The organism is Pseudonocardia sp. P1, assembly GCF_000178675.2.
Classification (GTDB): Bacteria; Actinomycetota; Actinomycetes; order Mycobacteriales; family Pseudonocardiaceae; genus Pseudonocardia.
On sequence record NZ_ADUJ02000001.1, the window covers coordinates 1,851,010 to 1,877,193 of the forward strand.

Sequence of the window (26,184 nt, forward strand, 5' to 3'; positions counted from 1 at the left end):
GAGGAGAGGTCCTTGTCGGCGGGGCGGGGTCGCATCAGGCGACGTCGGTGCGGCCGGCGAAGTCCTCCGGCAGCAGTTCGGAGATCCGCGCCGCGACGTGCACGACGGCGGCCGCGTGGGTGCGGGCCAGGACGCGGGCGCCGACCCGCGACGCGGACACGGTGATGTTGACGGCGCCGACGGGCGCTCCGGAGGGGACGCGGATCGCGGCGGCCAGCGACCGGTGCTCGACCGTCGTCTGCTGGTCGTTGAGCGCCCAGCCCCGGCGTCGGGTCCGGTCCAGGTCGCTCCGGATCGCCTCGGGGGTGGTGGCGGTGCGCGGCGTCAGGGCGGGGAGCTCGGACCGGGCGAGCACCTCGTCGCACGTCCCGGCCGGGGCGGCGGCGAGCATGGCCCGGCCCAGCGAACCGGCGTGGATCGGCACCCGGTGACCGATGTAGACCGGGTTCGGGGGGAACTGGCGGGAGGGGACGCGCCCGACGATGACCGCGTCGGTCCCGTGCGGGACGGCGAGCTGCGCGGTCTCCCCCGTGACGTCCCGCAGCTCCACGAGCAGCGGTTCGGCGACCTCGGGCAGGGCCATCGTCGCCGTCGTCGCGAGCCCGACGGTGATGGCCGTGGGGCCGAGGCGGTAGCCGCGCCCGTCACCGACGCGGACCAGGAACCCCGCCTCGCACAAGGTGTGGCCCAGCCGCAGCGCACCGGCCTTGCTGACGTCGACGTGGTCGGCGATGTCCTGCAACGACATCTCCGGTCGTGCCGGTCCGAACGCGGTGAGCACGCGGAGCCCACGCGCGAGTGACTCGATGGTGTAGTCGCCACGGTGCGACGGCATCCGATCCTCCTTCCCGGCGACGGCGCCGGTCCTCGGAGGACCGTAGATCGGCTCGCGCCGTCTCCGTGACACCGTTTCGCACAGCGAAACGCACGTGAACGGGCACCGGGGCGGTCCGTAGAACCGCAGGCGTGAGCCGACACCTCGATCCGGACGCCGCCCGGTTGCTGGCGCGCCGCAACGGGCCGCCGCTGCACACCCTGACCCCCGAGCAGGCGCGATCGACCCGGTCGGCACGGACCCCCGCCGACCGGGACGACGACGTCGGCACGGTCGAGGAGCTCACGCTCCCGCTGTCCGGCCGCGCACCGGCCGCGCGCCGCTACCTGCCCGGGGGCGCGGCGCCGCCCGGGACGGTCGCCTTCTTCCACGGTGGCGGGTTCGTCACCGGTGATCTCGACAGCCACGACCGCCAGGCACGCATGCTCTGCACCCGCACCGGGTGGGCGGTGGTCTCGATCGACTACCGCCTCGCCCCCGAGCACCCGTTCCCCGCCGCCGTCGACGACGCCGTCGAGTCCGTCGCGCGGATCGCACGGGACGCGGGGCCGGTCGCCGTCGCGGGCAGCAGCGCCGGGGGCAACCTCGCCGCGGGCGCCGCCCGCGCCCTGGCGGGCACGCCCGGGGCCCCGGTGGCCCAGCTGCTCGTCCAGCCCCTGCTCACCGACGATCCCGGCCTGCCGGCCCGCCGGGACAACGCCGCCGCACCCGGCCTGGACGACACCACCCTCCGCTGGTACCTCCGGCACTACCTGGGACCGCGTCCCGGCGCCCGGCGCGACCCGCGCTTCGACCTGCTGGCCGACCCCCCGCCGGACGGTCTCGCGCCCGCGGTCGTCGCCGTCGGCGGTGTCGACCCCCTGCGCGACGACGGGTGGTCCTACGCCCGCGCACTCGCGACGGCGGGCGTCGAGGTCGTGCTGCACGACCACCCGCGACTGCCCCATGGTCTCTGGGGCATGACCGGCGACGTCCCGGCGGCCGACCGGGCCGCGGCCGCCTTCTGCGACGCCTTCACCCGGCTCCTGCACCGTCCCACCGACACCGAGGAACACTGATGATCGTCCTGGTCAGCCTGCTCCGGCGCCTGCCGGAGCTCACCGCGGCGCAGTTCACCGCACACCACCGCGAGCACCACGCGCCGCTGTTCGCGTCCGTGGACGAGGTGCGCCGGCTCGTGCGCCGGTACACCGTGGAGTCCCCGGCCGCGGTCGGGGACCTCGCAGCTCCGCAGGTCGACGCCGTCGTCCGGCAGTGGTTCGACGACGTCGGGGCGATCCACGAGCTGCTCGCCTCCGACGGGTACCGGACCGTGGTGCTGCCGGACGAACGACGCTTCATCGACCACGCCTCCAGCACCTTCTACGTGACCACGGAGCTGGACGTGCCGATCACACCCTGAGCTCGATCTCGTGGTCGGATCGACCACCCGTTCACGCCCCCCCCCCCCCCCCCCCGGGGGCTCGTGGCACTCGTCACGCCGGGGGCGGCGCACCTTGCGACTCGTCCGCGGTGTCGCCCGCCGCAGGGCATGCACCGGGGCCGCTCAGCGATCCCGAGGTTCCCAGGCCACCGCCAGCGAGCCGCCCACGAGCCCACACGCCGTCCCGAGCAGAAGACCGCCGAGGCTCGGGGTGAGCAGCGACGCCACCGCCAGCAGCAGGCCGGCCACCCCGCACGGCACAGTGTGCCGCGGGCTCATCACGAGGGTGACGGCGCAGCCGAGGAGCAGTACGCCGACCAGGAGTCCGGTCAGTCCTCCGGCGCCGGGGGCCACGAGCACCGTCAGCCGGCTCGAAGGGAGCAGGAGCACTGCCGCCCCGGAGACGGCCAGCAACACCACCGCCGCCACCGGCCGCCCGCGCAGAGCCGTGCCCCGGGTGGCGCGCCGGAACATCCCGGACACCGGGGTGCGTCCCGCCATCAGAAGCACTCCGCGACGTCGTCGCCGATCCGCAGGTCCAACCCGGACAGACCCAGGTCCGCGACGCTCGCCCACCGCACGGTGGCCGCCAGGTCCAGCTGGAGCCCTTCCGCCAGGATCGGCAGGTTCCCCGGTGCCGCGACATCCAGCGGGATCCCCTCCGGCGTCTGCTGCTCCCGGTTGAGCAGCAGACGCTGACCGAGTGCCCCGAGCCCGTCGACGCTCTCGATCGCGAACTGCACGTCGCCCGCCCGGATCTCCTCCGCGTCGGGCGGAGTGTCGAGCCGCAGCACCCAGGTCCCCACCGGCGTCGGGACCGCACCCGAGGCGCACAGCCCGCGCACCCGCACGTCCCCGAGCCCGACGACCACCACCGGCTGCCTGTCCCCGTCCGCGTCCTGGACGAACTGCGGGAACACCCCGGTCGCCACGGCGCCGAGCTCCGCAGCGGTGATCTTCACATGCTGGCGGCCGTCCGCGGCCAGCGCGACGGGAAGCCCTCCCGTCGCCGCAGCCACGAGCATCGCCAGCACGACACCGGACGACAGCGCGAGGACCACACCGAAGCGCCTCCACCTGATCCGGGCGGATCCACGTGCCGCCTCGGCACGGTGCCTGCCCCTACTCGCCGTCGAGTCCACACCATGTGCAACTGTGCCAATGAACTATGGCAACGTCGCCCGGCCGTCGTTCACCCTATCGAGTCTCCTGCACGCACTGCGCGACAATCACCCGATGGCCCCGATGCCACCCCCCCGCTCCGGAACCGCGCCCCTCACCACACGGCGCCGACACCGATTACCGGATCGACGACCTCGCCCGCGCCGCCGGGATGACCGTGCGCAACGTGCGCTCCTACCAGGAGCGTGGACTCCTGCACCCTCCACGCCGCGACGGCCGCCGGGCGCTCTACGACGACACCCACCTGGGCAGGCTGCGGATCATCGGCAGGCTCCTGGACCGCGGCTACACCACCGTCACCATCGCCGAGCTGCTCGCCGAGTGGGAACGCGGCCGCGACCTCGGCGTCGTCCTCGGCCTGGAGACCGCCGTGAGCGCCCTGTGGCCGCCCCGCCCGGCCACCCCGACCACACCCGAGGCGCTGACCGCGCTCTTCCCGGGGGCCGACGTCGACGCCCTGGTGGCCGCCGGGCTGGTGCACCACCACCGCGGCACCCACACCGCGCCCAGTCAGCAGATCCTCGCCGCCGCAGCCGACCTCGTCCGAGCAGGCGTGCCGAGCGAGGTCGTCCTCGACCTCGCCCGGCGCACCACCACCGCCCTCGACGGGATGGCTCGTGATCTGCTCGACGCGGTCGTGACCCACCTCGTCGACGGCGGCTCGGCCGTGGTCCACCCCGATGACGCCCTCCCCGACGACTCGGCCGCCGACCGCGCCGCCACCGCACTCCGCAGCCTCACCCCGGCCCTGACCACGGGCATCGCGGAGCTCCTCGCCGCGACACTCGAGCGTCACAGCGTCGCCGTACTCGACGCTCGCGCCGGGCTCGTCCTCGGCGAGCACCCGAGCACGCCATCCGTCTGACGCCCCGACACGTGCGGCCGGGCCGACGGCCCCGGTAGTCACCGCAGCCCGCGTTCCTGCCGCCACCAGGTCGGTTCGGGACTCCACCGCCGGGTGCCGGGAACACCCGGCGCCGGTCCCGCCGGGCAGATCCACCAGCGAGCCGCTGACCTGCCGAACCTCGCCGGAGACCGGTCCCGCGCACCCGGTGTCGGCCGCGGCCACCGTCCTGCTCCGGCCACCTCGTACGGCGCCGTCCCGCGGGCACATCGTGATCTGCGTCCCGTCAGGGTAGATTTGCCTAACCTGACCCGTAGTGTCCGATCAGTCCGGATCTGATCGCAGTCCGTTGCGTCTCATCCCACTCCCCGAAAGGACGGTCATGGCCTTCACCGTGCCCCGCCGCAGCCGGTGGTCCGTGGTTCCTGCCATCGCGCTCGCAGCCCTCCTCGCGCTCGCCGGCTGCGCGACACCCTCCGACGACGGTGACGCCGCGAGCCCCGGTGCCACCGCGCTTCCGCCCGCCGAGGGAGCCACGCAGTACCCGCTGACGCTCACCACGTGGGCGGGCGAGACGGTGCTCGAGCAGCGGCCCGAGCGGATCGCCGTGATCGGCTTCTCGCCGAACATGGACGCGCTGGAGGCCCTGGGCGTCACCCCCGTCTACACGATGGCCGAAGAGAGCGAGTGGCCGTGGCGGAGCCAGGAGTGGTTGTCGGGAGTCGAGTTCCGCGACACCGTCACCCGGCGCGATCCGATCAACTTCGAGGGGATCGCCTCGACCCGGCCGGATCTGATCGTGGCGACCAACTGGGTCCAGGACGAGCCCACCTTCGAGCGGCTCAGCTCGATCGCCCCGGTGCTGGAGAACCCGACCCAGGTCAAGGGTGATCAGATCAGCTGGCAGGACACCCAGCGGATGATCGGCGAGGCGCTGGACCTGAGCGCCGCGTCCGACACCGCGGTCACCGAGGCCGAGCAGGCCATCGACCGGGTCGCGCAGGAGAACCCGGACTACGCGGACCGGACGATCACGATCGCCACCGACTACACCCAGAGCGGTATCGACTACTACACCGCCGCCGGCGGGACCGCCGAGGCCGCGACGCGCCGGATGGGGTTCACGCCGAATCCGCTGGCCGAGAACTTCACCGCCGACGCCGGCGTCGCCGACGAGCAGATCGGCCAGCTCGACGCCGACGTACTCGTCGTGTTCTACACCGACCCCGCCTCGAAGACCGCGCGCGAGGCCACCCCGCTGTTCCAGTCGCTGCCCCCCGTCGCCGAGGGCCGCTACCTCGGCATCACCATCGACGACCCGGACAGCGCCATGACCTGGGTGCTGCGCCGCGGCGCCAGCGTGACCAGCCTGCCGTGGACCGTCCAGCGGCTGTCCGAGCGGATCAACGCGCTGGGCACCGCCTGACGGTGTGCACGTGATCGGAACGGGCGCGACATGAACGACGCACCGCGAGCCGGCGTCGCGACCGCACGGCGCACCGGGCGGGGGGACTCCCCCGCCCGGTCGTCGTCGCTGTACCGGCGCCGCGCACTCGGGCTGGCCACGATCCTCACGGCGCTGATGGCGGCGGTGATCCTGAGCCTGGCGCACGGCGCGAACCCGCTCGGCTACGACCAGGTGTGGTCGGCGCTGTGGGGCCGGGACGGGTCGCAGGCGTCCATCATCGTCTGGACCGAGCGCTGGCCCCGCACGCTGCTCGGGATCGCCGTGGGCGCCGCGCTGGGCGTCGCCGGGGCGCTGATCCAGGCGCTGACCCGCAACCCGCTCGCCGAACCGGGGATCCTGGGCGTCAACGCCGGGGCCGGGTTCGCCGTCACCCTCGGCGCCGGGATGTTCGGGCTGGCGGGCATCTCCCAGTACGTGTGGTTCGCCTTCCTCGGTGCCGCGATCACCACCGTCGTGGTGTTCGTCATCGGCTCCGCGGGCGGCGGGACGGCGTCGCCGGTCACCCTGGTCCTGGCCGGGGTGGCGCTCGGCGCGGTGCTCAACGGCTTCTCCACGTTCCTCACCCTGATCGACCCGGACACGTTCCGGTCGTTCCGCAACTGGGGCCTGGGGTCGCTGGCGCGGACCACGATGGAGGACACGCTGCTCGTCGCGCCGTTCCTCCTGGTCGGCCTGATCGGCGCGCTGGCGCTGGCCGGGCCGCTGAACTCGATCGCCCTCGGTGACGACCTGGCGGCCTCGCTCGGCACCCGGGTGGGCCGCACCCGGGTGCTGGGCATCGGCGTCGTCACCCTGCTGGCGGGCGGCGCGACGGCGCTGACCGGCGGCATCGCGTTCCTCGGGCTGATGGTGCCGCACGTGGTGCGCTGGTTCGTCGGCCCGGACCAGCGGTGGATCATCGCCTACTCGGCGCTGGCCGCGCCGGTGCTCGTCCTGGTCGCCGACGTGCTGGGCCGGGTGCTCGTGCGCCCCAGCGAGATCGAGGTCGGGGTCGTGGCGGCGGTCATCGGCGCACCGGTGCTGATCGCGCTGGTCCGCCGGAGGAAGGCGAGCAGCCTGTGACGACCACACCGACCCGCCCCGACGAGCGGGTGGACTTCGGCTACACGACCCGCACGGTCCGTACCCGGTGGCTCTCCGGCCGCGTCGGCGTCCGGCTGCTGGCGGTCTCCGCGGCGGTACTCGCGGTCGCCGTGGCGGTCTCCGTCGTGTCGCTGGGGCTGGGCGACTTCCGGCTCGGCGTCGGCGAGGTCGTGCAGGCACTGCTCGGCGGCGGGCGGGAGTTCCAGCGCATCATCGTGACCGAGTGGCGGCTGCCGGTGGTGCTCGCGGCGCTGGTGTTCGGTGCGCTGCTCGGCATCGGCGGGGCGATCTTCCAGTCGCTGACCCGCAACCCGCTGGGCTCCCCGGACGTGATCGGCTTCGACGCCGGCTCCTACACCGGGGTCGTGCTGACCCTGCTGGTCGTCGGCGCGAGCAGCTACTGGAACGTCGCGTTCGCGGCGCTGGCCGGCGGTCTGCTCACCGCGTTCGCGGTGTACGTGCTGGCCTACCGCGGCGGCATCGCCGGGTTCCGCCTGATCATCGTCGGGATCGGGATCTCGGCGATGCTCACCTCGGTCAACTCCTACCTGGTCACCCGCGCCGACATCGACGACGCGATGGTCGTCGGGTTCTGGGCGGCCGGCTCGATCGCCGACGTGACCTGGACGCCGATGCTGCCCTCGCTGGGGATCGCCGCGGTGATCGTCGTCGCGACCGTGCTGCTGTCCCCGGCGCTGCGCCGCCTCGAGCTCGGCGACGACGCCGCCGTCACCCAGGGCACCCGGGTCGGCGCGGCCCGGCTCGGGCTGCTCGTCGTGGGCGTGTCGACCACCGCGCTGGTGACCGCGGCGGCCGGCCCGATCGGGTTCGTCGCGCTCGCCGCCCCGCAGCTGGCCCGGCGGCTCACCCGCTCCCCCGGGGTCAGCACCGCGGCCTCCGCCGCGATGGGCGCGGCGCTGCTCGCCTCGGCGCACCTGCTGAGCCTGGCGATCGCCGAGGTGTACCGGGCCATCCCGGTCGGGCTGATCACCGTCTGCCTCGGCGGCTGCTACCTGATCTGGCTGCTCGTCCGCGAGGCACGGCGGCAGTACGGAACGTTCGCATGACCGACCCGGGAGCCCCCTCGTTGAACACCTCGTCACACGGGACGCACGCTCGGCTCGTCACCCGCGACGCCGCGATCGGCTACCGCGGGCGGGTCGTCGCCGACGACCTGTCGCTGGACATCCCGGACGGCTCGTTCACCGCGATCATCGGCCCGAACGGCTGCGGCAAGTCCACGGTGCTGCGCGCGCTGTCCCGGATCCTGCCGCCGTCGTCCGGGCAGATCCTGCTCGACGGCAAGGAGATCGCGTCCTACCCGCCGAAGGAGGCCGCCCGCAGCATCGGGCTGCTCCCGCAGAGCTCGCTCGCCCCGGACGGCATCCGGGTCGCCGACCTGGTGGCCCGCGGGCGGGCGCCGTACCAGAACCTGATCCACCAGTGGCGCGGCTCCGACGAGGAGGCCGTCCGGTCGGCGCTGGAGGCGACCCGGCTGACCGAGCTGTCCGGACGGCTGGTCGCCGAGCTGTCCGGCGGGCAGCGGCAGCGGGTGTGGGTGGCGATGCTGCTCGCCCAGGACACCCCGATCATGCTGCTGGACGAGCCGACGACGTTCCTCGACATCGCCCACCAGTACGAGCTGATGGAGCTGTTCCGGTCGCTGCACGAGGGCGGCCGGACGATCGTGGCCGTCCTGCACGACCTCGGCCAGGCGGCCCGCTACGCCGACCACCTCGTCGTCATGCGGGAGGGCCGGGTGGTCACCGCGGGCCGGCCGCACGAGGTGATCACCGCCGAGCTGATCGACGAGGTGTTCGGGCTGCGCTGCCTGGTCGTGCCCGACCCCGTCACCGGCACCCCTACGGTGGTGCCGCTCGACCCCCGCACCGTGAGCACGGAAGGACATCGATGAGCACTCCCGGAAACCGCCCGCGGCGGCCGCAGATCGTGCTGGAGGTGCTCGAGCGCACCCGGCTCACGCCGCACATGGTGCGCATCGTCGCCGGTGGGCCCGGCATCGCCGACGTCACCGACAACGGGCACACCGACGCCTACACGAAGATGCTGTTCGCACCCCCCGGCAGCGACCTGACCCCGCCCTACGACCTCGCCGCGCTGCGCGAGGAGCTGCCGGTCGAGGCGCTGCCGTCGACCCGCACCTACACGATCCGCCGCTTCGACCTGGAGAACCAGCGGATCTGGATCGACTTCGTCGTGCACGGCGACACCGGCGTGGCCGGGCCCTGGGCGGCGACGGCCGAGCCCGGATCCCCGGTGGTGCTCGGCGGGATCGGCGGCGGCTACGCCCCCGACCCGCAGGCCGACCGGCACCTGCTCGCCGGTGACGAGTCGGCCCTGCCCGCGATCGCGTCCGCGCTGGAGGCGATGCCTGCCGACGCACGCGGCGTCGCACTGCTCGAGGTCGACTCCGCCGCCGACGAACTCGACCTGACCGCGCCCGACGGTCTCGAGGTGCGCTGGCTGCACCGTGCCGGCGCCGAGGCCGGGACGACCGACCTGCTCGTCGACGCCGTCCGAGGTCTCGACTGGCCCGCCGGGCGGGTACAGGTCTTCGTGCACGGCGAGCGGGCCGCCATGAAGTCGCTGCGCCCACACCTCACCGACGAGCGCGGCCTCGACCGGTCCCAGCTGTCGCTGTCGGCCTACTGGGCGCACGGCCGCAAGGAGGACGTGTTCCAGTCCGAGAAGCGCGAGGCCGTCGGGCAGATCTGAGCCACCTGGAACCGGGGGCCGGGTGGGGCCGCGCGTACCGCGCTCGGCCCCACCCGACCCCCGATCACCGGGTGCGTCGCCGGGCCGCGTGGCTAGGCCCGGACCGGGTCCCCGCTCGCGTCCGGCCCCGGCACGGCCCCGTCCAGCTCGGCGAGCAGCGCGTCGAGGGCCCGCGCACCGCGGGCCGCGACATCGTGCGGGGGCTGCGCCCGGATCTCCGGGTTGAAGATCTCCAGCGACAGCGGGCCGCGGTAGCCCGCCGCCCACAGCGCCCGCAACGGTGTGCGCAGGTCGAACTCGCCGTCGCCGGGCAGGCACCGGTGGTTGCGGCTCCACTGCTTGAGATCCATCGACAGCATCGGCGCGTCGGCCACCTGGGCCAGGCTGATCTTGTCCATCGGGACGCCGTCCAGGGCCCCGGCGTCCTCGCCGCGGCTGATCATGTGGAAGGTGTCGACGGTGACCGTCAGGGCCGGGTGACCGGCGCGGCGGACCACGTCCCAGGCATCGGCGAAACGGCCGACGTGGGTGCCCCAGGCCAGCGCCTCGTAGGTCACCGACATGCCGCGCTCGGCGGCGGCGTCGGCGAGCGCGGACAGCTGCCGGGCCGACAGGTCGCGGTCCGGGTCGGCGTCGTCGTCGGTGTTGGACACGACCAGGATGGAGCCGGTGCCCAGCCCGGCCATGACGTCGAGCTCGCCACGGAAGCGCGCCAGCACGTCGGTGAACTCGGCCGCGCTGACCCCCTCGGCACGCCGGAACGGCTGGTAGGCGTCGATGGTCAGTCCCAGGTCGGCACAGCGGGCGGCCACCTCGGACGCGGACAGCGACGAGTCGCGCAGGTCCGCGTCGAGCAGCTCGATGCCGCCGAACCCGGCCGCGGCGACGGCGTCCAGCTTGTCGGTGAGCGAACCGCCCAGCGACACCGTCGCGATGCAGGTGCGCAGCGAGGGCGGTTCCGCCGCGCCGGGCTGCAGCTCGCGCACGACCTCGATCCACCGCTCCAGGCGACGGTCCTCGGCCAGCGCGATGAAGCTGATCCCGGGCACCCCCGCCCGGCGCCACCGGTCGACCAGCTCCATCGTGCGCACGGAGTCCATCCCCTGGTCGCGCAGGTCCAGCTGGTGGTCCAGCTCCGCGGGTTGCAGGAACAGCGCCTCCGCGACGTCCGCGGTCACATCGGCGGCGGTGAGACTCATCGTTTCCTCTCCTCGTGCGTGGTCCCCGCGGTGCCGCCCTCGAGCAGCCCGGTCAGGTGGTCGGCCCAGCGCGGCAGGCCGCGGTCCGGGTCGATGATCGAGTGGTGGTCCTCGCCGTCGACGTACTCGGTGCGGGCCCCGGGCAGGTGCGCGCCCCACGCGGCGATCCCGGTGCCCGCGGCGCGGTCGGCCTCGACCGGCGCACCCGCCGCGACGAGCAGCGCCGGGGCGTCGAGCTCGCCGACGGTCCGCTCGGCCATGTGCCGCTCGCAGCGCAGGCCGGCGACCGCGAACGCGGTGAGCGCCTCGGCGGAGAGCTCGGCGCTCACCTCGGGCCCGAGCAGCGCGCGCAGCTCGGCGGAGTTGACGTCGAGGAACTCCCGTTGCCGCTGCTCGTCCTCGGCGACCGGTACCCCCGGGCGAGGCAGGACGTCGCCCGGCTCCGGTGCGTGATCCGGCCCCGTCGGGGTGGTGTCGACGATCGTGACCGACCCGATCCGCTCCCCGCGGCCGACGAGCTCCCGCCCGACGGCGACCACGATGTGGCCGCCGAACGACCAGCCCAGCAGGTCGTAGGGGCCGTGCGGCTGCACCCGCTGGACGGCGTCGGCGTAGACCGTGGCCAGCTCGGCCATCGAGCCGAACTCGGCGCCGAGCCCGGCGTGCGCCGGGTCCTGCAATCCGACCAGGCCGACGCCGTCAGGCAGGTACCTGCCCAGCGCGGAGTAGAGCGAGGCGTGCCCGTAGCGGGCGTGCGCGCAGAACAGATGCCGACCTGCCGCCGCGGCCCGCAGCGGGACCAGGACAGCGCCGGCCACGTCGCCGGCCACGTCCTCGGAGGTGGACGGCGCGGACCGGTCGTCGGCCACCGCGGCGAGGGTGCCGAGCACCTGCGCGGCGAAGACGTCGGACACCAGCAGCTCCGAGCCGAGTCGCTCGTTGAGCCGGGCGACCAGTCGCATGGCCAGCAGAGAGTTGCCGCCGACGTCGAAGAAGTTCGCCGACACCGACACCTCCCGGGTGCCGAGCAGCTCGGCGACCGCACCGGCGACCACCACCTCGGTCCCGGAGGCCGGTGCCACGTACTCCGCGGCCGCGGACTCGATCACCGGCAGCGCCTTGGTCTCGATCTTGCCGTTCACGGTCAGCGGCAGATCGTCGAGAGCGGCGAGCCCGGCCGGGACCATGTAGTCCGGGAGCAGGGTGCGCGCGCGGGCCCGGACGGCGTCGAGGTCCACGGTGCCGGGCCCGTCCGCCGCGGGGACCAGGTAGCCGTAGAGCTGCAGCGCGCCCCGGGCGTCCGCCCTGGCGATCACCGCAGCCCTGGCGACCTGCGGGTCCCCGGCCAGAGTGTCGGCGACCTCGCTCGGCTCGATCCGGTAACCACGGATCTTCACCTGGTCGTCGGCGCGACCGAGGTAGTCGATCGTCCCGCCGGGTGTCCAGCGGGCCAGGTCCCCGGTGCGGTACATCCGGGTCCCGGGTTCCCAGGGGCAGGCGACGAACCGTTCCGCGGTGCGCCCGGGCTGGCCCCAGTATCCGCGGGCGGTCCCGGCGCCGGCGAGGTACAGCTCCCCCGGTACACCCGGCAGCGCGGGCTGGAGGTTGTCGTCGAGGATGTAGACCCGCGAGTTGAAGATCGGCCGGCCGACGCTGGAGGTCGCCGTGTCGGCCAGATCCGCGCCGAGCGCGTTGATCGTGTACTCGGTGGGGCCGTACAGGTTGTAGGACTCCACCCCCGGCGCCTCACGCAGCTGCCGCCACAGCGTGTCCGGCACGGCCTCGCCACCCAGCGACACGAACACCACCCCGGGCGCGTCCGCGGCGACCGATCGACCGGCAGGCCGGTCCCGGTCGAGCAGACCCTGGTCCACCAGCACCTGCCCGTAGGACGGCGTGACGTCGAACCCGTCGATCCGGGCGTCGTCGTAGTGCGCCAGCAGCTGCTGTGGCTCGCGCCGCAGCTCCTCGTCGATCACGTGCACCTCGTGCCCGTTGAGCAGCCAGAACAGCTGCTCCCATGACGCGTCGAAGGAGAACGACGTGGTGTGGGCGATCTTCATCCGGCGACCGCCCTGGTGCGCGACGACCCGGTCGAAGATCTCCTCGACATGGTTGGCGTACATGTTGGTCAGGCCGCGGTAGCCCACCGCGACACCCTTGGGCAGCCCGGTCGAGCCCGAGGTGAAGATGATGTAGGCGAGGTGGTCGGGGTCGATCGGGCCGCCGCGCTCGGCGTCGGTGACCGGGCCCTGGCCGGCGTCGGCGATCTCCGCGCGCAGCACGGGTTCGTCGAGGTCGAGCACCTGCCCGGCGGCGGTGCCGGGCAGGCGTGCCGCATCGCGGCCGGTCACCAGTGTCACGGTGGGCCGGGCGATGTCGCACATCGTCGCGATCCGTTCGTCCGGGTGCTCGGCATCGATCGGCACGTAGGCGGCGCCGACCGCGAAGACCGCGAACATCGCGATCACCATGCGCTCGTCGCGGGGCAGCAGCAGCGCCACCCGGTGCTCGGGCCGCACGCCGCGGGCCAGCAGCACCCGCGCGTACCGGTGCACCTCGGCGGAGAACCCGTCGAAGGTGTAGCTGCGGTCCCCGGCGACCAGCGCGGTCTCCTGCGGTGAGCGGGCCACCTGGGCACGCAGCAGGTCGGCGACCGTCACCTCGGGGACGGCCCGGGTGACACCGGCCGGCGACGGAGCGTCCTCGCCGGGCAGGTAGCCCGGGATCCGCCCCAGTGCGGTGTCCGGACCGGCCGCGAGCGCGCGCAGTACGTGCAGGTAGCGCTCGGTCAGCCGCTCGGCGGCGGCCTCGTCGAGTGCGTCGCGCCGGTAGGACAGCCGGACGTGCACGGTCGCGGCGCCGTCGTGCTCCCACGGGTTCACCGCCACGGTGACCGGGTAGTGGGTGGCGTCGTTCACCGTCCCGCCGGTCACCCGCAGCCCGCCGACCGGCGTCGTCTCCGGCTCGAACGGGTCGAAGGGCAGGTTCTGGACGACGAACAGGGTGTCGAACAGGGCACCCAGCCCGGCCGCGTTCTGGATCCGGGTCAGCTCGACGTCCGGGTGGTCGAGCACCTCGAGCTGCTCGGACCGGACCCGGGCCAGCAGCTGGGTGACGGTCTCGTCCGGGCGGGCGCGGACCCGCATCGGCAGTGTGTTGAACAGCAGCCCGATCATCCGGTCCGAACCGGGCAGCTCCGGTGGCCGTCCGGAGACGGTGTTGCCGAACACGACATCACCGCGGCCGGTGACCCGGCCCAGGGTCACCGCCCACGCGGTCTGCAGCAGCGTGCCCACGGTGACCCCGGCCCTGCGGGCGGCCGCGTACACGGTCGCGGCCTCGGCCGGGCTCAGATCCCGGTGCAGGTCCCCGGTCTCGACCCGGGTCAGACCCAGGTCACCGCCCTCGGGCCAGAGCAGGGTCGGCTCGGTGACCTCCGCGAGGTAGCCCGCCCACGCGCGGTCGCCCGCCGCGGCGTCGCGGGTCTCGAGCCAATCCAGGTAGGACTCGAACGACACGGGCCGGACCCGGTCGAGCAGTCCGGGATCGGCGTAGGCGTCGACGATCTCGCCGAGCAGCGCGTTGATCGACCAGCCGTCCATCAGGATGTGCTCGAAGGTCATCGCGAACGTCCAGGCCCCCGGCCCGTGCTCGAGCAGGGTGAACCGGATCAGCGGCCCGGTCGCGAAGTCGAACGGCTCCTGGCGTTCGGCCTCCAGGAACTCCGCACGCCCGGGGCCGCCCGGCGGGTCGAGCCGGACGACCCGGAACGGGACCTCGGAGCGCTGCGGGATCACCTGGACCTCGGTGTCGCGCAACGTCACGAACGCGGCCCGCAGGTTCGGGTACCGCTCCAGCACCCGGCGGGTGGTGGACTCCAGGTGCGCCGGGTCGACCTCGCCCTCGATCTCGCGCAGGATCTGCGACACGTAGGCGTTGTGATCGCCGGTCTCGCGGGCCCGCACCATGTGGTAGAGCAGTCCGCTCTGCAGCGACGACAACGGCAGTAACCTGCTGTCCTCGCCGTGCTCGGCCCGGATCCGCCGCGCATCGGCCCGGGAGACCCGGGCACGGTCGGCCCGGCGCAGCCTCGGCCGCACCCCCGTGAGCGTCCCCCGTGCGGTGTCGTCGGGCCACTCCAGACGCACCGCGACGGTGGACCGGTAGCTCTCCACGAGCTCGCCGGCGAGGCCGGCCAGCAGCGCGGCCGCGTCCGGGCCGGTGGGAGTCCCGGTCAGCTCGCCGGTGCCGTCGTCGCGTACCTCGAGCGCGAGCATCCCGGCCCCGGGGACGACGTGGCGCAGGTACTCGGCGGCCGCCCGCCAGGACGTCGTCTCGTCCGGGGTGAAGCCGGGCAGCGGGATCCTCGCCCCCGGCCCGTCCGGTGCGGCACCGAGGTCCGCGGGGTCGGTGACGGCCCGGACCAGCTCGACCAGGTGCCGCAGCGGTAGCTGCGGGTACCGGGCCCCCAGCACGAGGAACCGGCGCACCCCGGCGAGCAGCCGGGCACCGGTGTCGGCGGTGAACAGCTCGCGGGTGGCGTTGAGCTGCAGGTCCAGCGCGCCGTCCGGACGCCGGACGATCGCGTAGACCAGGTCGAACAGCGCGGGCCGGTCGCCGGTGGCCTCGGCCACCGCCGCAGGGTCCGGGACCAGACGCCCGGCCACGGGGTCGCGGGCGGTGTCGTCCAGGAATGCGGCCATCACCTGGAACAGCGGGCTGACGCCGGGGATCCGCGGCGGTCCGAGGGCCTCCACGACGCTGTCGAACGGCGCCGTCTTGTGCTCGCCCGCGTCGACCACCCGGTCCCGGACACCGGACAGCAGCGTGCCGAAGCCGACCGTCTCGTCGATCTCGGCGCGGACGACGACGGTGTTGACGAAGTACCCGACGGCGTCGTCGAGCTCCGGCTGGTCGCGCAGCTCGACCGGGGTGCCGACCGGCACCGTGTTCCCGGCGCCCTCGGTCCACAGACCCAGCGCCAGTGCTGTGATCAGCCCCTGCAGCGGGGTCGCCCGTCGCTCGGCCAGCAGCCGCTCGACGGCCGCCGAGTCGGCGGCCGGCAGCGGGTCGCGGACGGTGCGCACGGTGCGCGAGGTGGTCTCCGACCGGGGCCGGTCGAGCGGCAGCGGGGTCTCGGCCGGCAGGTCGGCGAGCGCCTTCTCCCAGAACGTCAGCTCGCCCCGGAAACGCGAGTCCGGGTCGTCCCGGTCGCCGAGCGTGCTGCGCTGCCAGACCGCGAACTCCGCGGACTGCACGAGCAGCCGCGGCAGCGCGGCCGCGGTGCCGGACAGCTCGGCGTCGTAGAGCACGTCGAGGTCGCGGACCAGCGGCCGGACCGAACCCTCGTCGATGACGATGTGGTGGCCGTGCACGACGAGCAGGTCGTCGCCGCCGGTACGCAGCAGGGTGAACCCGGCACCGCCGTCGGCTGCCAGGTCGCATCGCTGCGCCAGCAGCGCACCGATCCGGGCCGGTACCGCGTCCGCCGCGACGGTCTCGACCGCCAGGACCGGCGCGTCGTCCGGGGGCCGGACGAGCTGGGTCAGCTCGCCGTCCGGTCCGGCGACGAACGCCGTGCGCAGGATCTCGTGCCGCTCGGTGAACCGGGCCACCCCGCGGTGCAGGGCGGCGGGGTCGGCGCCGCCGGGAATCCGCAGGACGATCCCGACCTGGTAGGCCGGTCCCATCCCGAGCTCGTCGAGCAGCCACAGCGCCTGCTGGCCGTAGGACGCCGGGACGGGATCGGGGCGGACCACCTCGGTGATCGGCGACAGCGGCGAGCCGTCGTGCCGGGCCACCCCGGTGACGGCCTCGGCCAGTCCGGCGATCGTCGGGGTACCGAACACGTGCCGCAGCCGCAGGGCGGACGCGAAGGTGGTGTTGATGCGGGTGAGCAGCCGGGCTGCGAGCAGTGAGTCCCCGCCGAGACGGAAGAAGTCCGCATCGACCGCGAGAGCCGCACGCGGACCGGCGCCTCCGTCGAGCCGCAGGACCTCTCGGAAGTGCTCGGCCAGCGCCCGCTCGGTCGCGGTCTCCGGGCTGCGCCCACCGGCCCCCGCCCCCTCGGTGAGGTCCGGCGCGGGCAGCGCCCTGCGGTCGATCTTGCCGTTCGGGGTGAGGGGGAACTCCGCCAGCGTCGTCACCGCCGCGGGCACCATGTACTCCGGCAGCCTCGACGCCACGAACTCGCGCAGCTCCACGGCGAGGCCGGGACCGGGACCGGGACCGGGACCGGGACCACCGGCGGTGACCCAGGCGAGCAGCTGCGGCCCGCCGGTGGGTCGTTCCGCCGCGAGGACGACGGCGCCGGTCACCGCCGGGTGCTCGCGCAGCACACCGCGGACCTGTTCCGGCTCGACCCGGTGTCCGCGGATCGTGACCTGGTCGTCGGCACGGCCGAGGAACTCCAGCTCGCCGCCGGCAGTCCAACGGGCCAGGTCCCCGGTGCGGTAGAGCCGGGAGCCGGGGTGGCCGAACGGGTCTGCCACGAACCGCTCGGCGGTGAGCCCCGGCAGCGCGAGGTAACCGTCGGCGAGCTGCCCGCCGCCGACGTAGAGCTCCCCGGCGACACCGGCGGGCACCGGTCGCAGCCACCGGTCCAGCACACGTGCGGAGCTCCCGGGCTGCGGGCGGCCGATCGCCACCCGCCGGTCCGGATCCCCGGTGTCGACGCGGGCGGCGGTGGCGTCCCCGGTGACCTCGGTGGACCCGTAGAAGTTGTGCAGGACGGCGTGCGGGGCGGCACGGCGCATGGCGTCCCGGCCGGCCGCCGTCAGCGGCTCCCCGGACGACACCCAGTGCCGCAACGAGCCGAACCCCGGTCCGCTGCCGGTGCGGGAGTCGGCGAGGGTGTCGGCGAGGCCGGGCACGGTCAGCAGATGGGTGATGTGGTGCTCGCGTATCAGCTCGGCCAGTGCGCCCGCGTCGCGCGCCGTCCCGTCGCCGACCACCACGACGGCGGCCCCCGCGGTCAGTGGCCCGAACAGCTCGGTCACCGCGTCGACGAAGCCGGCGCCGCTCTTGGCCAGGCACACGGCGGTGCCGTCGAGTTCCAGCAGCGCATTGCCCCAGCGGAGTCGGTCGGCGACCGCGCCGTGCGGGAGCCCGACGCCCTTGGCCTCCCCGGTCGTGCCCGACGTGAAGATCACCTGGGCGGTGTCGCGCGGGGTCACCGGCCGGGCCGGGCCCGACCACCGGTCCGCCTCGGCGGCGGGCTCGTCGACCAGCAGCAGCCGATCCGCGGGAAGGTCGTGCGCGGCGGCCGTGGCCCGGTCGGTGACCACCAGGGCCGGAGTGGCCGTGGTGAGGATCCGGGCGACGTGCGCCGCCGGATGGGCCGGGTCGACGGGCACGTAGGCCGCGCCGGCGCGCAGCAGCCCGGCGAGCACGGCGACCTGGTCGGCGCTGCGCGGCAGGAGGACGGCGACCCGGGCCCCCACCGTGACACCCCGCGCCGCGACCCGGGCGGCGATCGCGTCGATGCGGGCGTCGAGGTCGGCGAAGGTCCACCGGATCCCCACGGTCGCATCGAGCACCGCCGGAGCGTCCGGGGTGGACCGGACCTGCTCGCGCAGCAGCCCGTCCACCGTGGTGGCCGGCGCGTCGACATCCGGGCCCAGCGACCAGGTCGTCACCTCGGACGACGACGCCGCCGGCAGCACGTCCAGCCGCGCCACCGCCCGCCCCGGGTCCGTCGCGACGACCTCCAGCACCCGGGTGAACACCGCGACGAACCGCTCCACCGTCGCCCGGTCGAACAGATCGGTCGCCGCCGAGACGAAGCCCTCGACCCCGTCCGCGCCGTCGATCAGGTAGATGTCGAGATCGGTCTTGACCGCGCCGAGCTCGGCCGGTTCGCGCCGGGCCCGGACACCGGGCAGCGCCAGGGGCTCCTGCTCGGTGCCGCTGCGCTGCAGGTGGGTGAGCATGACCTGATAGAGCGGCGTGCGGTCGGCCGCGCGCTGCGCCCCGATCGCGGTGACGATCTGGTCGAACGGGGCTGCCTGGTGGGCGAACCCGTCGAGCACCGTCTCCCGCGCCCGGGCCAGCACGTCGGCGACGGTGTCGGCGGCACCGATCCGGTGCCGCAGCGGCAGCGTGTTCGCGAAGTAGCCGACGATCTCGGCGACGCCCTCCTCGGTGCGGCCGCCCACCGGGGAGCCGACGACCACCTCGTCGCCCCCGCCGAGTGCGGACACCGCCAGCGCCACTGCGGCCTGGGACACCATGAACGACGTGACGCCCTGTGCCCTGGCGACCTCCCGCAGACCGTCCACCACGGACGGCTCGAGGGCGAACGGCACGTCCTCGCCCCGGTGTGTCGGCTCGACCGGTCGCGGCCGGTCGGAGCTGATCGTCGACTCGTCCGGCGCGCCGTCCAGCGCGTCGCGCCAGTACCGCAGGTGCCCGGCCAGCACCGAGCCCTCGTCGTCCGGGCGGCCGAGGTGCGCGCGCTGCCAGAGGGCGTGGTCGGCGTACTGCACCGGCAGCGGCGCCCACCCGGGCTCCGCACCGGCGACCCGCGCCCGGTAGGCCGCCGAGAGATCGGACAGCAACGACGGCAACGACCACTCGTCCACCGCGTGGTGATGCACCGCGACCACGAACCGCCACTCCGGGTCCGCACCGGCACCGGTGCGCAGCAACACCGCGCGTACCGGCAGCTCGGAGGCCAGGTCGAACCGCGATCGCACCACCGCTGCCACCCGGTCCTCGACGGCCGCCGGGGCCGCACCGACAAGGTCCTCCACCGCGACCGCCACCCGGGCCGGGACGTCCGCCGGGTCCAGGACCTCCTGCAGCAGGCGGCCGTCGCCCTCGCGCAGCACGGTGCGTAGCGCCTCGTGCCGGAGCACGACGTCCCGCAGCGCCGCCTGCAGCGCCGGCTCGTCGAGCGTCCCGGTCAGCCGCACCACGATCGGCACCACGTACCGGCCCTCGGGGCCGCCCATCCGGTCGGCGAACCACAGCGACTGCTGCCCGTAGGACGCCGGGATCGCGGCCGGGCGGGCGATCTCGCCGAGCGTCGCGACCGGCCGGGCGGCGGTGCTGTTCTCGACGAGCGCGGCGAGCCCGGCGACGGTGGGCCGGTCGAACACGTCCCGCAGGGTGATCCGGGCACCGGATGCGGCACCCACCCGCGCCACCAGCCGGGTCGCGAGCAGCGAGTGCCCACCGAGGCGGAAGAAGTCGTCGTCGATCCCCGGCTCGGTGCCCGCGGGCAGCGCCAGGACGTCGGCGAACGCCGAGGCCAGCAGCCGCTCGGCATCGGTGCGCGGGGCCCGGCCGGTGCTCGTGGCACCGCCGGCCTCCGGAACCGGCAGCGCCCGGCGATCGATCTTGCCGTTCGGGGTGAGCGGGAACTCCTCGAGCACCTCGAACGCGGCGGGGACCATGTACTCCGGCAGCCGGGACGCCACGAACCCGCGCAGCTCCGCGGCGAGATCGGGATCGGGGCCGGCGGTGGTGACCCAGGCGAGCAGGCGGGTGCCACCGGCCGGGTGCTCCCGGCCGAGGACGACGGCACCGGTGACGGCCGGGTGCTCGCGCAGCACGGCCCGGGTCCGGTCCGGTTCCACCCGGTGTCCGCGGATCGTGACCTGGTCGTCGGCGCGGCCCACGTACTCCAGGGCACCGCCGGAGTTCCAGCGGGCCAGGTCCCCGGTCCGGTAGAGCCGGGCGCCGGGGGCGCCGAACGGGTCGGCGACGAACCGTTCCGCGGTCGCGACGGCGCGCCCCAGATAGCCGTCGGCCAACTGCACGCCACCGACGTACAGCTCGCCCGCGACACCGGCGGCGACCGGACGCAGCCACCTGTCCAGTACCCGGGTGGAGACGCCCGGCTGGGGGCGACCGATCGGCACCCCGGCGCCGCCGGTGCCGGGGCGGAGCTCCGCGCCGGGATCGACGCGGACGGCGGTGGCGTCGCCGGTGACCTCGGTGGAGCCGTAGAAGTTGTGCAGGACCGCGTGCGGGGCGACTCGGTGCATGGTGTCGCGGGTGCCGGGGCTGAGTGCCTCCCCGGAGGACACCCAGTGCCGTAGCGACCCGAACGCCGTGTCGTCGACGCCGGCCATGGTGTCGGCGAGCCCCGGCACCGTGAGCAGGTGGGTGACCCCGTACGCCCGGACGGCCGCGGCGAGGCCGATCGCGTCCCTCGCGTCCTCGTCGGCCACGACGACGACCGCCGCGCCCGCGGTGAGCGGACCGAACAGCTCGGTCGCGGCATCGACGAATCCCACACCACTCTTGACCAGCCCGACGGCGTCGCCGTCGAGGCCGAGCAGGACTGCGCCCCAGCCGAGCCGGTTCACCATCGCGCCGTGCGAGAGCTGCACGCCCTTCGGCTCACCCGTCGTGCCGGAGGTGAAGATCACCTGGGCGGTGTCGTGCGGGCTCAGGACCGGCGCCACTGCGCCGTTCACGGCCGGGACCCTCCCGTCGACCGTGCCGCCCTCGACCACGAGGTGCGGAACGGCGTCGATGACCGCCCGGTGCACCCGCACGGTGGCCGGATCGCTGACGACCAGCCGGGGTCGGCTCACCTCGACGATGCGGGCCACGTGCGCGGTGGGGTGCGCAGGGTCGAGCGGGACGTAGGCGGCACCGGCACGCAGCACCCCGGCCAGCACGACCACCAGATCGGCGCTGCGCGGCAGGAGGACTCCGACCCGGTCGCCGGTGACGACACCGCGGGCGGTCAGGGTCGCGGCGAACGCGTCGATCCGGGCGTCCAGCTCGGCGAAGGTCCACCGGATCCCCACGGTCGCATCGAGCACCGCCGGAGCGTCCGGGGTGGACCGGACCTGCTCGCGCAGCAGCCCGTCCACCGTGGCGGCCGGCGCGTCGACATCCGGGCCCAGCGACCAGGTCGTCACCTCGGACGACGACGCCGCCGGCAGCACGTCCAGCCGCGCCACCGCCCGCCCCGGGTCCGTCGCGACGACCTCCAGCACCCGGGTGAACACCGCGACGAACCGCTCCACCGTCGCCCGGTCGAACAGATCGGTCGCCGCCGAGACGAAGCCCTCGATCCCGGCCGGAGCGTCGGTGAGGTAGACGTCGAGGTCGGTCTTGACCGCACCGATGTCCGCGGAGTCCGGGTGGACGCCGACGCCGGGTAGCGCGAGCGGGTACGGCTCGCCGGTGAGCTGCTGATGGGTGAGCATCACCTGGTAGACGGGATTGCGGCCGGTGTCCCGGGCGGCGCCGGCCGCGGCGACGATCTTCTCGAACGGGGCCTCCTGGTGGGCGAACCCGTCGAGCACCGTCTCGCGGGCCCGGGCCAGCACGTCGGCGACGGTGTCGGCGGCACCGATCCGGTGCCGGACCGGCACGATGTTGGCGAAGTAGCCGACGGCGTCGGCGACGCCGTCGGCGGTGCGGCCGCCGACCGGGGACCCGACGACGACGTCGTCCCCGCCACCGAGTGCGGACACCGCGAGCGCCACGGCGGCCTGCGCGAGCATGAAGGGGGTCAGTCCCCGCGCGCGGGCGGTCTCGTGCAGGCCCGTGACGAGCGACGGCTCCAGGGCGAACGGCACGTCCTGTCCGCGGTGCGTCGGCGCTGCCGGTCGGGCCCGGTCCGGGCTGATCGTCGACTCGTCCGGCGCGCCGTCCAGCGCGTCGCGCCAGTACCGCAGGTGCCCGGCCAGAACCGAGCCCTCGTCGTCGGGATCGCCGAGTGCGGCGAGCTCGGCGAGGGTGTGGTCGGCGTACTGCACCGGCAGCGGCGCCCACCCGGGCTCCGCACCGGCGACCCGCGCCCGGTAGGCCGCCGAGAGGTCCGCCAGCAACGACGGCAACGACCACTCGTCCACCGCGTGGTGATGCACCGCCAGCACCAGCCGCCACTCCGGGTCCGCACCGGCACCGGTCCGCAGCACCACCGCCCGCACCGGGAGATCCGCGCCCAGGTCGAACCGGGCCCGCACCACCGCGGCCACCCGGTCCTCGACGACCGCCCGGGACGCCCCCACGTGATCCTCGACAGCGACCCTCACCCGGTCCGCCGTCTCGGCCGGATCCACGATCACCTGCAGCAGCTGGTCGTCGTGTTCCTGCAGCAGGGTGCGCAGCGGTTCGTGCCGGGTCACGACGTCGCGCAGCGCGGATTCCAGCGCGTCCTCGTCGAGTGCACCGGTCAGCCGCACGACGGTCGGAACGACGTAGCGCCCGCCGGGTCCGCCGAGCTGCTCGACGAGCCAGAGGGCCCGCTGCCCCGCCGACGCCGGGATCCGGTCCGGGCGCGGTGCGGGCACCGGCGCAGCCGGAGCCGTGGCGGGCAGCTCGCCGAGCAGGTCCGCGAGCCCGGCCACGGTGGGCCGGTCGAACACATCACGCAGGCTGATCCGGACACCGGCCGCGGCACCCACTCGCGCCACCACACGTGTCGCGAGCAGCGAGTGCCCGCCGAGGGCGAAGAAGTCGTCGTCGACGCCCAGCTCAGTGTCGACGGGCAACCCGAGCACCTCGCGGAACGCGGCGGCGAGCGCGAGCTCGGTGCGGGTGCCGGGCGCGCGGCCGGTGGCCGCGGTCAGGCCGGTGGGCTCGGGCAGGGCCCTGCGGTCGATCTTCCCGTTCGGGGTGACCGGGAACGCCTCGAGCACCTCGATCGCGGCGGGGACCATGTGGCCCGGCAGCAGCGCGGCGAGGTGCTCCCGCAGCTCGTCGGGGTCCCCGGCGGCGCCGTCCGCCGTGCCCACCGTCGTCACGTAGCCGACCAGCCGGGTCCCGGCCACCGGGTGCTCGTGGGCGACCACGATCGCCCGGGTCACCGACGGGTGGCGCTCCAGCGCGCTCACGACCTCACCGGGCTCGACCCGGTGCCCGCGGATCTTGATCTGATCGTCGGCCCGGCCGAGGTAGTGCAGCACGCCGAACCGGTCGTGCGAGACCAGGTCGCCGGTTCGGTAGAGGCGCTCCCCCACCGCTGACCCGGGGTCGGCGACGAACCGCTCCGCTGTCAGCCCCGGCCGGCCGGCGTAGCCCTCGGCGAGCTGCGTCCCACCGAGATAGAGCTCGCCGGGCACTCCCGGGCCGACCTCGCGCAGCCACGAGTCGAGCACCCGGGCGCGGGTGTTGGCCATCGGGATCCCGATCGGCACCACCGCGCCGGCCGGTACCGCGGTGGGATCGACCTCGTGATGGGTGATCTCGCCGGTCTCGGTGGGCCCGTACACGTTGAGGACGGTGCCGCCGGTGATCGTGCTCAGCGCTGCGGACAGGGTGGTCGGGAAGGCCTCGCCCGCGACCATCGTCGTGGTCACCGACGGCAGCGCTGCGCTGCCGGCCCGGACGAACTCCTCGCCCATCGAGGGCACGAAGTTGATCCGGTTCACGCCGTGGCGGCGGACCGCGTCGTGCAGGTACTCGGGGTCACCGTGCCGCTCGTCGGCGGCGACGACGAGCGTCCCGCCCTCGGTGAGCGGGGCGAACACCTCCGGCGCGGACACGTCGAACGACACCGGGGTCTTCATCAGCACGATCTCGCCGTCCGCGAGCGGGTAGCGGGCCCGGCCCCAGGCCAGCCGGCTGACCAGCGCCCGGTGCGGGACCACGACACCCTTGGGGCGCCCGGTCGTGCCGGAGGTGAAGATGACATAGACGGGGTCGTCCGCAGTCGGGGCCCGGGACAGCTCCGGCGGTGTGGCGCGACCGCGGTGCAACGCGGCGGCGACCGTGGCGTCGTCGAGCAGCAGGACGTCCGGGCCCACACGGTCCGCACCGTCGGAGTCGGTGATCGTCAGTCGCGGCCCGCCGTCGGTGACGATCGCCGCGATCCGTCCGGCGGGCAGCGCCGGGTCGACGGGTAGGTAGCCGGCACCGGCGCGCAGCACGGCGGCGAGCGCCACGACCAGGTCGGGGCACCGCGGCAGCAGGACCCCCACCCGGTCCCCGGCCCGCACCCCGCGCTCGACGAGCAGCGCGGCCAGCGCATTCACCCGGGCGTCGAGATCGGCGAAGGTCCAGCGCGTCCCGTCGGTGTCCCCGACGACGGCGACCCGGTCGGCCGACCGGGCGGCCTCGGCCCGCACGAGGTCGTCGACGGTGGTCGCGGGCAGCGCGAGCTCGGTGCCCTCGATGCTCGCGGTACCGGTCGCCGGCGCGACGGGTGCGTCGACGGCCAGGGCCCGGTCGAGCTCGGCCAGGCTGACCTCGGTGCCGAGCTCGAGCGCGGTGTCCAGGAACGCGGCGAACCGCCCGGCCCAGGACTCCAGAGGCTGCCCGGCGTAGGACGGCTCGCGGCCGCGCAGGTCGAGCCGGAAACCGTGCACCGGGTCGTTGTAGACCGACAGGTCGAGCCGCCCGACCGGGCCCGGGTTGACGGTCTGCTCGATCCCCGGCGTACCCGCGAAGTCGACCTCGTAGTCGAGGACCTTGACGTTGGCGACCGGCAGCGCGAAGTAGTCGGCCTCGCCGCCGGGCCACAGCCGGGCCAGCTGCGAGTCCTCGATCCCCTGATACTTCTCGACGCCCCGGATCTGCGCCGAGGTCGCCCGGAGAACGTCGGTCAGCGGCATCGCGGGCGTGATGCCGACGACGACGGGGAAGATCCGCGACGCCATCGACGGGGTGCGCAGCAGCGCCGGACCGCCGCGCAGCATGAACGGCATCCGGACCGCGATCCGGTCGGAGTGTCGGCTGCGGGCGGTGAACAGCCCCCACAGCGCGACCATCGTGTCCGGCCAGGACAGCCGGGCGGCACGGGCGTAGGCCACCAGCCGGTCCCGGACATCCGCGGCCAGGGGGACCGTCGCGGTGTGCGGCTGGAACGAGAACGCGTCGGCGAGATCTCCCGCGTCGCCGCGTGGGTCGACGTCGACGTCGAGCAGTGTGCGCCAGTGGATCTCGCCGTCCGTGTCCGGGACGCCGCCGTCGCCGACCGCGTCGGCGAGGCGACCGAACCACGGTTCCGGCGCAGTGCCCTGGGTATGCGACGCGGTGTAGTGCTCGGCCACCCGCCGGACGAACAGCGCCACCCCGTAGGCGTCGAGCACCAGGTGGTGATGGGTGAACGCCCACGCCCAGCCGCCCGCGGCGCGCCGCACCAGCATCGACGACGGCGCGTACAGCGCCTCCCCGGTCGCGCCCGACCGGTAGTCCACCCGGACGCGTTCGATGATCGCGGCATCGTCGAGTGGTTCGGCGCGCACCTCGGTGGGCACCGACACCGTGTCGTCGACCCACTGCATCGGGACACCGCCGGACTCCTCGAACCGGACGCGCAGCGCCTCGGTCTCAGCGACGGTGGCGTCGATCGCGGCGACGAACCGGTCGGGGTCGACCGGTGCGGACAACCAGATGATCTGGCCGACGCGGTAGACGGTCGAGTCCGCGAACAGCTGCTGCGCGGACCAGACCCCGCGCTGCGCCACGGACAACGGCAGGCGCACCGGAGGCGTCACC

Annotated in this window: 13 protein-coding genes; 8 read left to right on the forward strand and 5 right to left on the reverse strand. The window is 74.5% G+C overall.

Going from position 1 to position 26,184, the window contains the following annotated elements; all coding sequences use genetic code 11:
• Positions 1 to 34: 34 nt before the first annotated feature.
• The gene (locus PP1_RS08095) at positions 35 to 835 is read right to left on the reverse strand and encodes an IclR family transcriptional regulator (RefSeq protein ID WP_010240661.1); all 801 of its coding nucleotides are present in this window, start codon (positions 833 to 835) and stop codon (positions 35 to 37) included.
• A 131-nt stretch (positions 836 to 966) separates the two neighbouring features.
• Between PP1_RS08095 and PP1_RS08100 the strand changes: the two genes are divergently transcribed.
• Both PP1_RS08100 and PP1_RS08105 read left to right on the forward strand, forming a co-directional pair.
• Positions 967 to 1,893, forward strand: coding sequence for an alpha/beta hydrolase (locus PP1_RS08100; protein ID WP_075314066.1), 927 nt, complete (start codon positions 967 to 969; stop codon positions 1,891 to 1,893).
• Positions 1,893 to 2,237 (forward strand): EthD domain-containing protein, encoded by a 345-nt coding sequence (locus PP1_RS08105; protein ID WP_010240664.1) that lies wholly within the window; start codon positions 1,893 to 1,895, stop codon positions 2,235 to 2,237. The genes PP1_RS08100 and PP1_RS08105 overlap by 1 nt, the downstream gene beginning before the upstream one ends.
• A 144-nt stretch (positions 2,238 to 2,381) precedes the next feature.
• On the opposite strand, the gene PP1_RS08110 is transcribed toward PP1_RS08105, so the two are convergent.
• Together PP1_RS08110 and PP1_RS08115 are read right to left on the reverse strand one after the other, a co-directional pair.
• On the reverse strand, positions 2,382 to 2,759 hold the full coding sequence (locus tag PP1_RS08110; protein WP_010227778.1) for a DUF6114 domain-containing protein: 378 nt from the start codon (positions 2,757 to 2,759) through the stop codon (positions 2,382 to 2,384).
• Positions 2,759 to 3,319 carry a DUF6230 family protein gene (locus PP1_RS08115; RefSeq protein ID WP_010227776.1) on the reverse strand — a complete coding sequence of 187 codons (561 nt, stop codon included), beginning with the start codon at positions 3,317 to 3,319 and terminating at the stop codon, positions 2,759 to 2,761. The genes PP1_RS08110 and PP1_RS08115 overlap by 1 nt, the downstream gene beginning before the upstream one ends.
• Before the next feature lie 107 nt (positions 3,320 to 3,426).
• Here PP1_RS08115 and PP1_RS08120 point away from each other — a divergent pair, with 107 nt between their 5' ends.
• From PP1_RS08120 to PP1_RS08145, 6 genes are all read left to right on the forward strand, one after another.
• Positions 3,427 to 4,305: a MerR family transcriptional regulator gene (locus PP1_RS08120; protein ID WP_083697065.1), complete on the forward strand. Its 879-nt coding sequence runs from the start codon at positions 3,427 to 3,429 to the stop codon at positions 4,303 to 4,305.
• Between the two features lie 361 nt (positions 4,306 to 4,666).
• Entirely contained in the window at positions 4,667 to 5,710 is a 1,044-nt protein-coding gene (locus tag PP1_RS08125; protein WP_010227773.1) for an ABC transporter substrate-binding protein, read from the forward strand.
• A 30-nt stretch (positions 5,711 to 5,740) separates the two neighbouring features.
• Complete coding sequence (locus tag PP1_RS08130; RefSeq protein ID WP_010227771.1) at positions 5,741 to 6,814, forward strand: FecCD family ABC transporter permease; 1,074 nt, start codon at positions 5,741 to 5,743, stop codon at positions 6,812 to 6,814.
• On the forward strand, positions 6,811 to 7,902 hold the full coding sequence (locus tag PP1_RS08135; RefSeq protein ID WP_010227769.1) for a FecCD family ABC transporter permease: 1,092 nt from the start codon (positions 6,811 to 6,813) through the stop codon (positions 7,900 to 7,902). The genes PP1_RS08130 and PP1_RS08135 overlap by 4 nt, the downstream gene beginning before the upstream one ends.
• On the forward strand, positions 7,899 to 8,750 hold the full coding sequence (locus PP1_RS08140) for an ABC transporter ATP-binding protein (RefSeq protein ID WP_010227767.1): 852 nt from the start codon (positions 7,899 to 7,901) through the stop codon (positions 8,748 to 8,750). The genes PP1_RS08135 and PP1_RS08140 overlap by 4 nt, the downstream gene beginning before the upstream one ends.
• Positions 8,747 to 9,571: a siderophore-interacting protein gene (locus PP1_RS08145; RefSeq protein ID WP_010227765.1), complete on the forward strand. Its 825-nt coding sequence runs from the start codon at positions 8,747 to 8,749 to the stop codon at positions 9,569 to 9,571. Before PP1_RS08140 ends, PP1_RS08145 begins: the two co-directional genes overlap by 4 nt.
• 92 nt (positions 9,572 to 9,663) lie before the next feature.
• Here PP1_RS08145 and PP1_RS08150 read toward each other — a convergent pair whose 3' ends face one another.
• The gene (locus PP1_RS08150; protein WP_202796347.1) at positions 9,664 to 10,770 is read right to left on the reverse strand and encodes a TIM barrel protein; all 1,107 of its coding nucleotides are present in this window, start codon (positions 10,768 to 10,770) and stop codon (positions 9,664 to 9,666) included.
• A complete protein-coding gene (locus tag PP1_RS08155) occupies positions 10,767 to 26,183 on the reverse strand; it encodes a non-ribosomal peptide synthetase (RefSeq protein ID WP_075314065.1) in 15,417 nt (5,138 codons plus the stop codon). The genes PP1_RS08150 and PP1_RS08155 overlap by 4 nt, the downstream gene beginning before the upstream one ends.
• Position 26,184 lies beyond the last annotated feature (1 nt).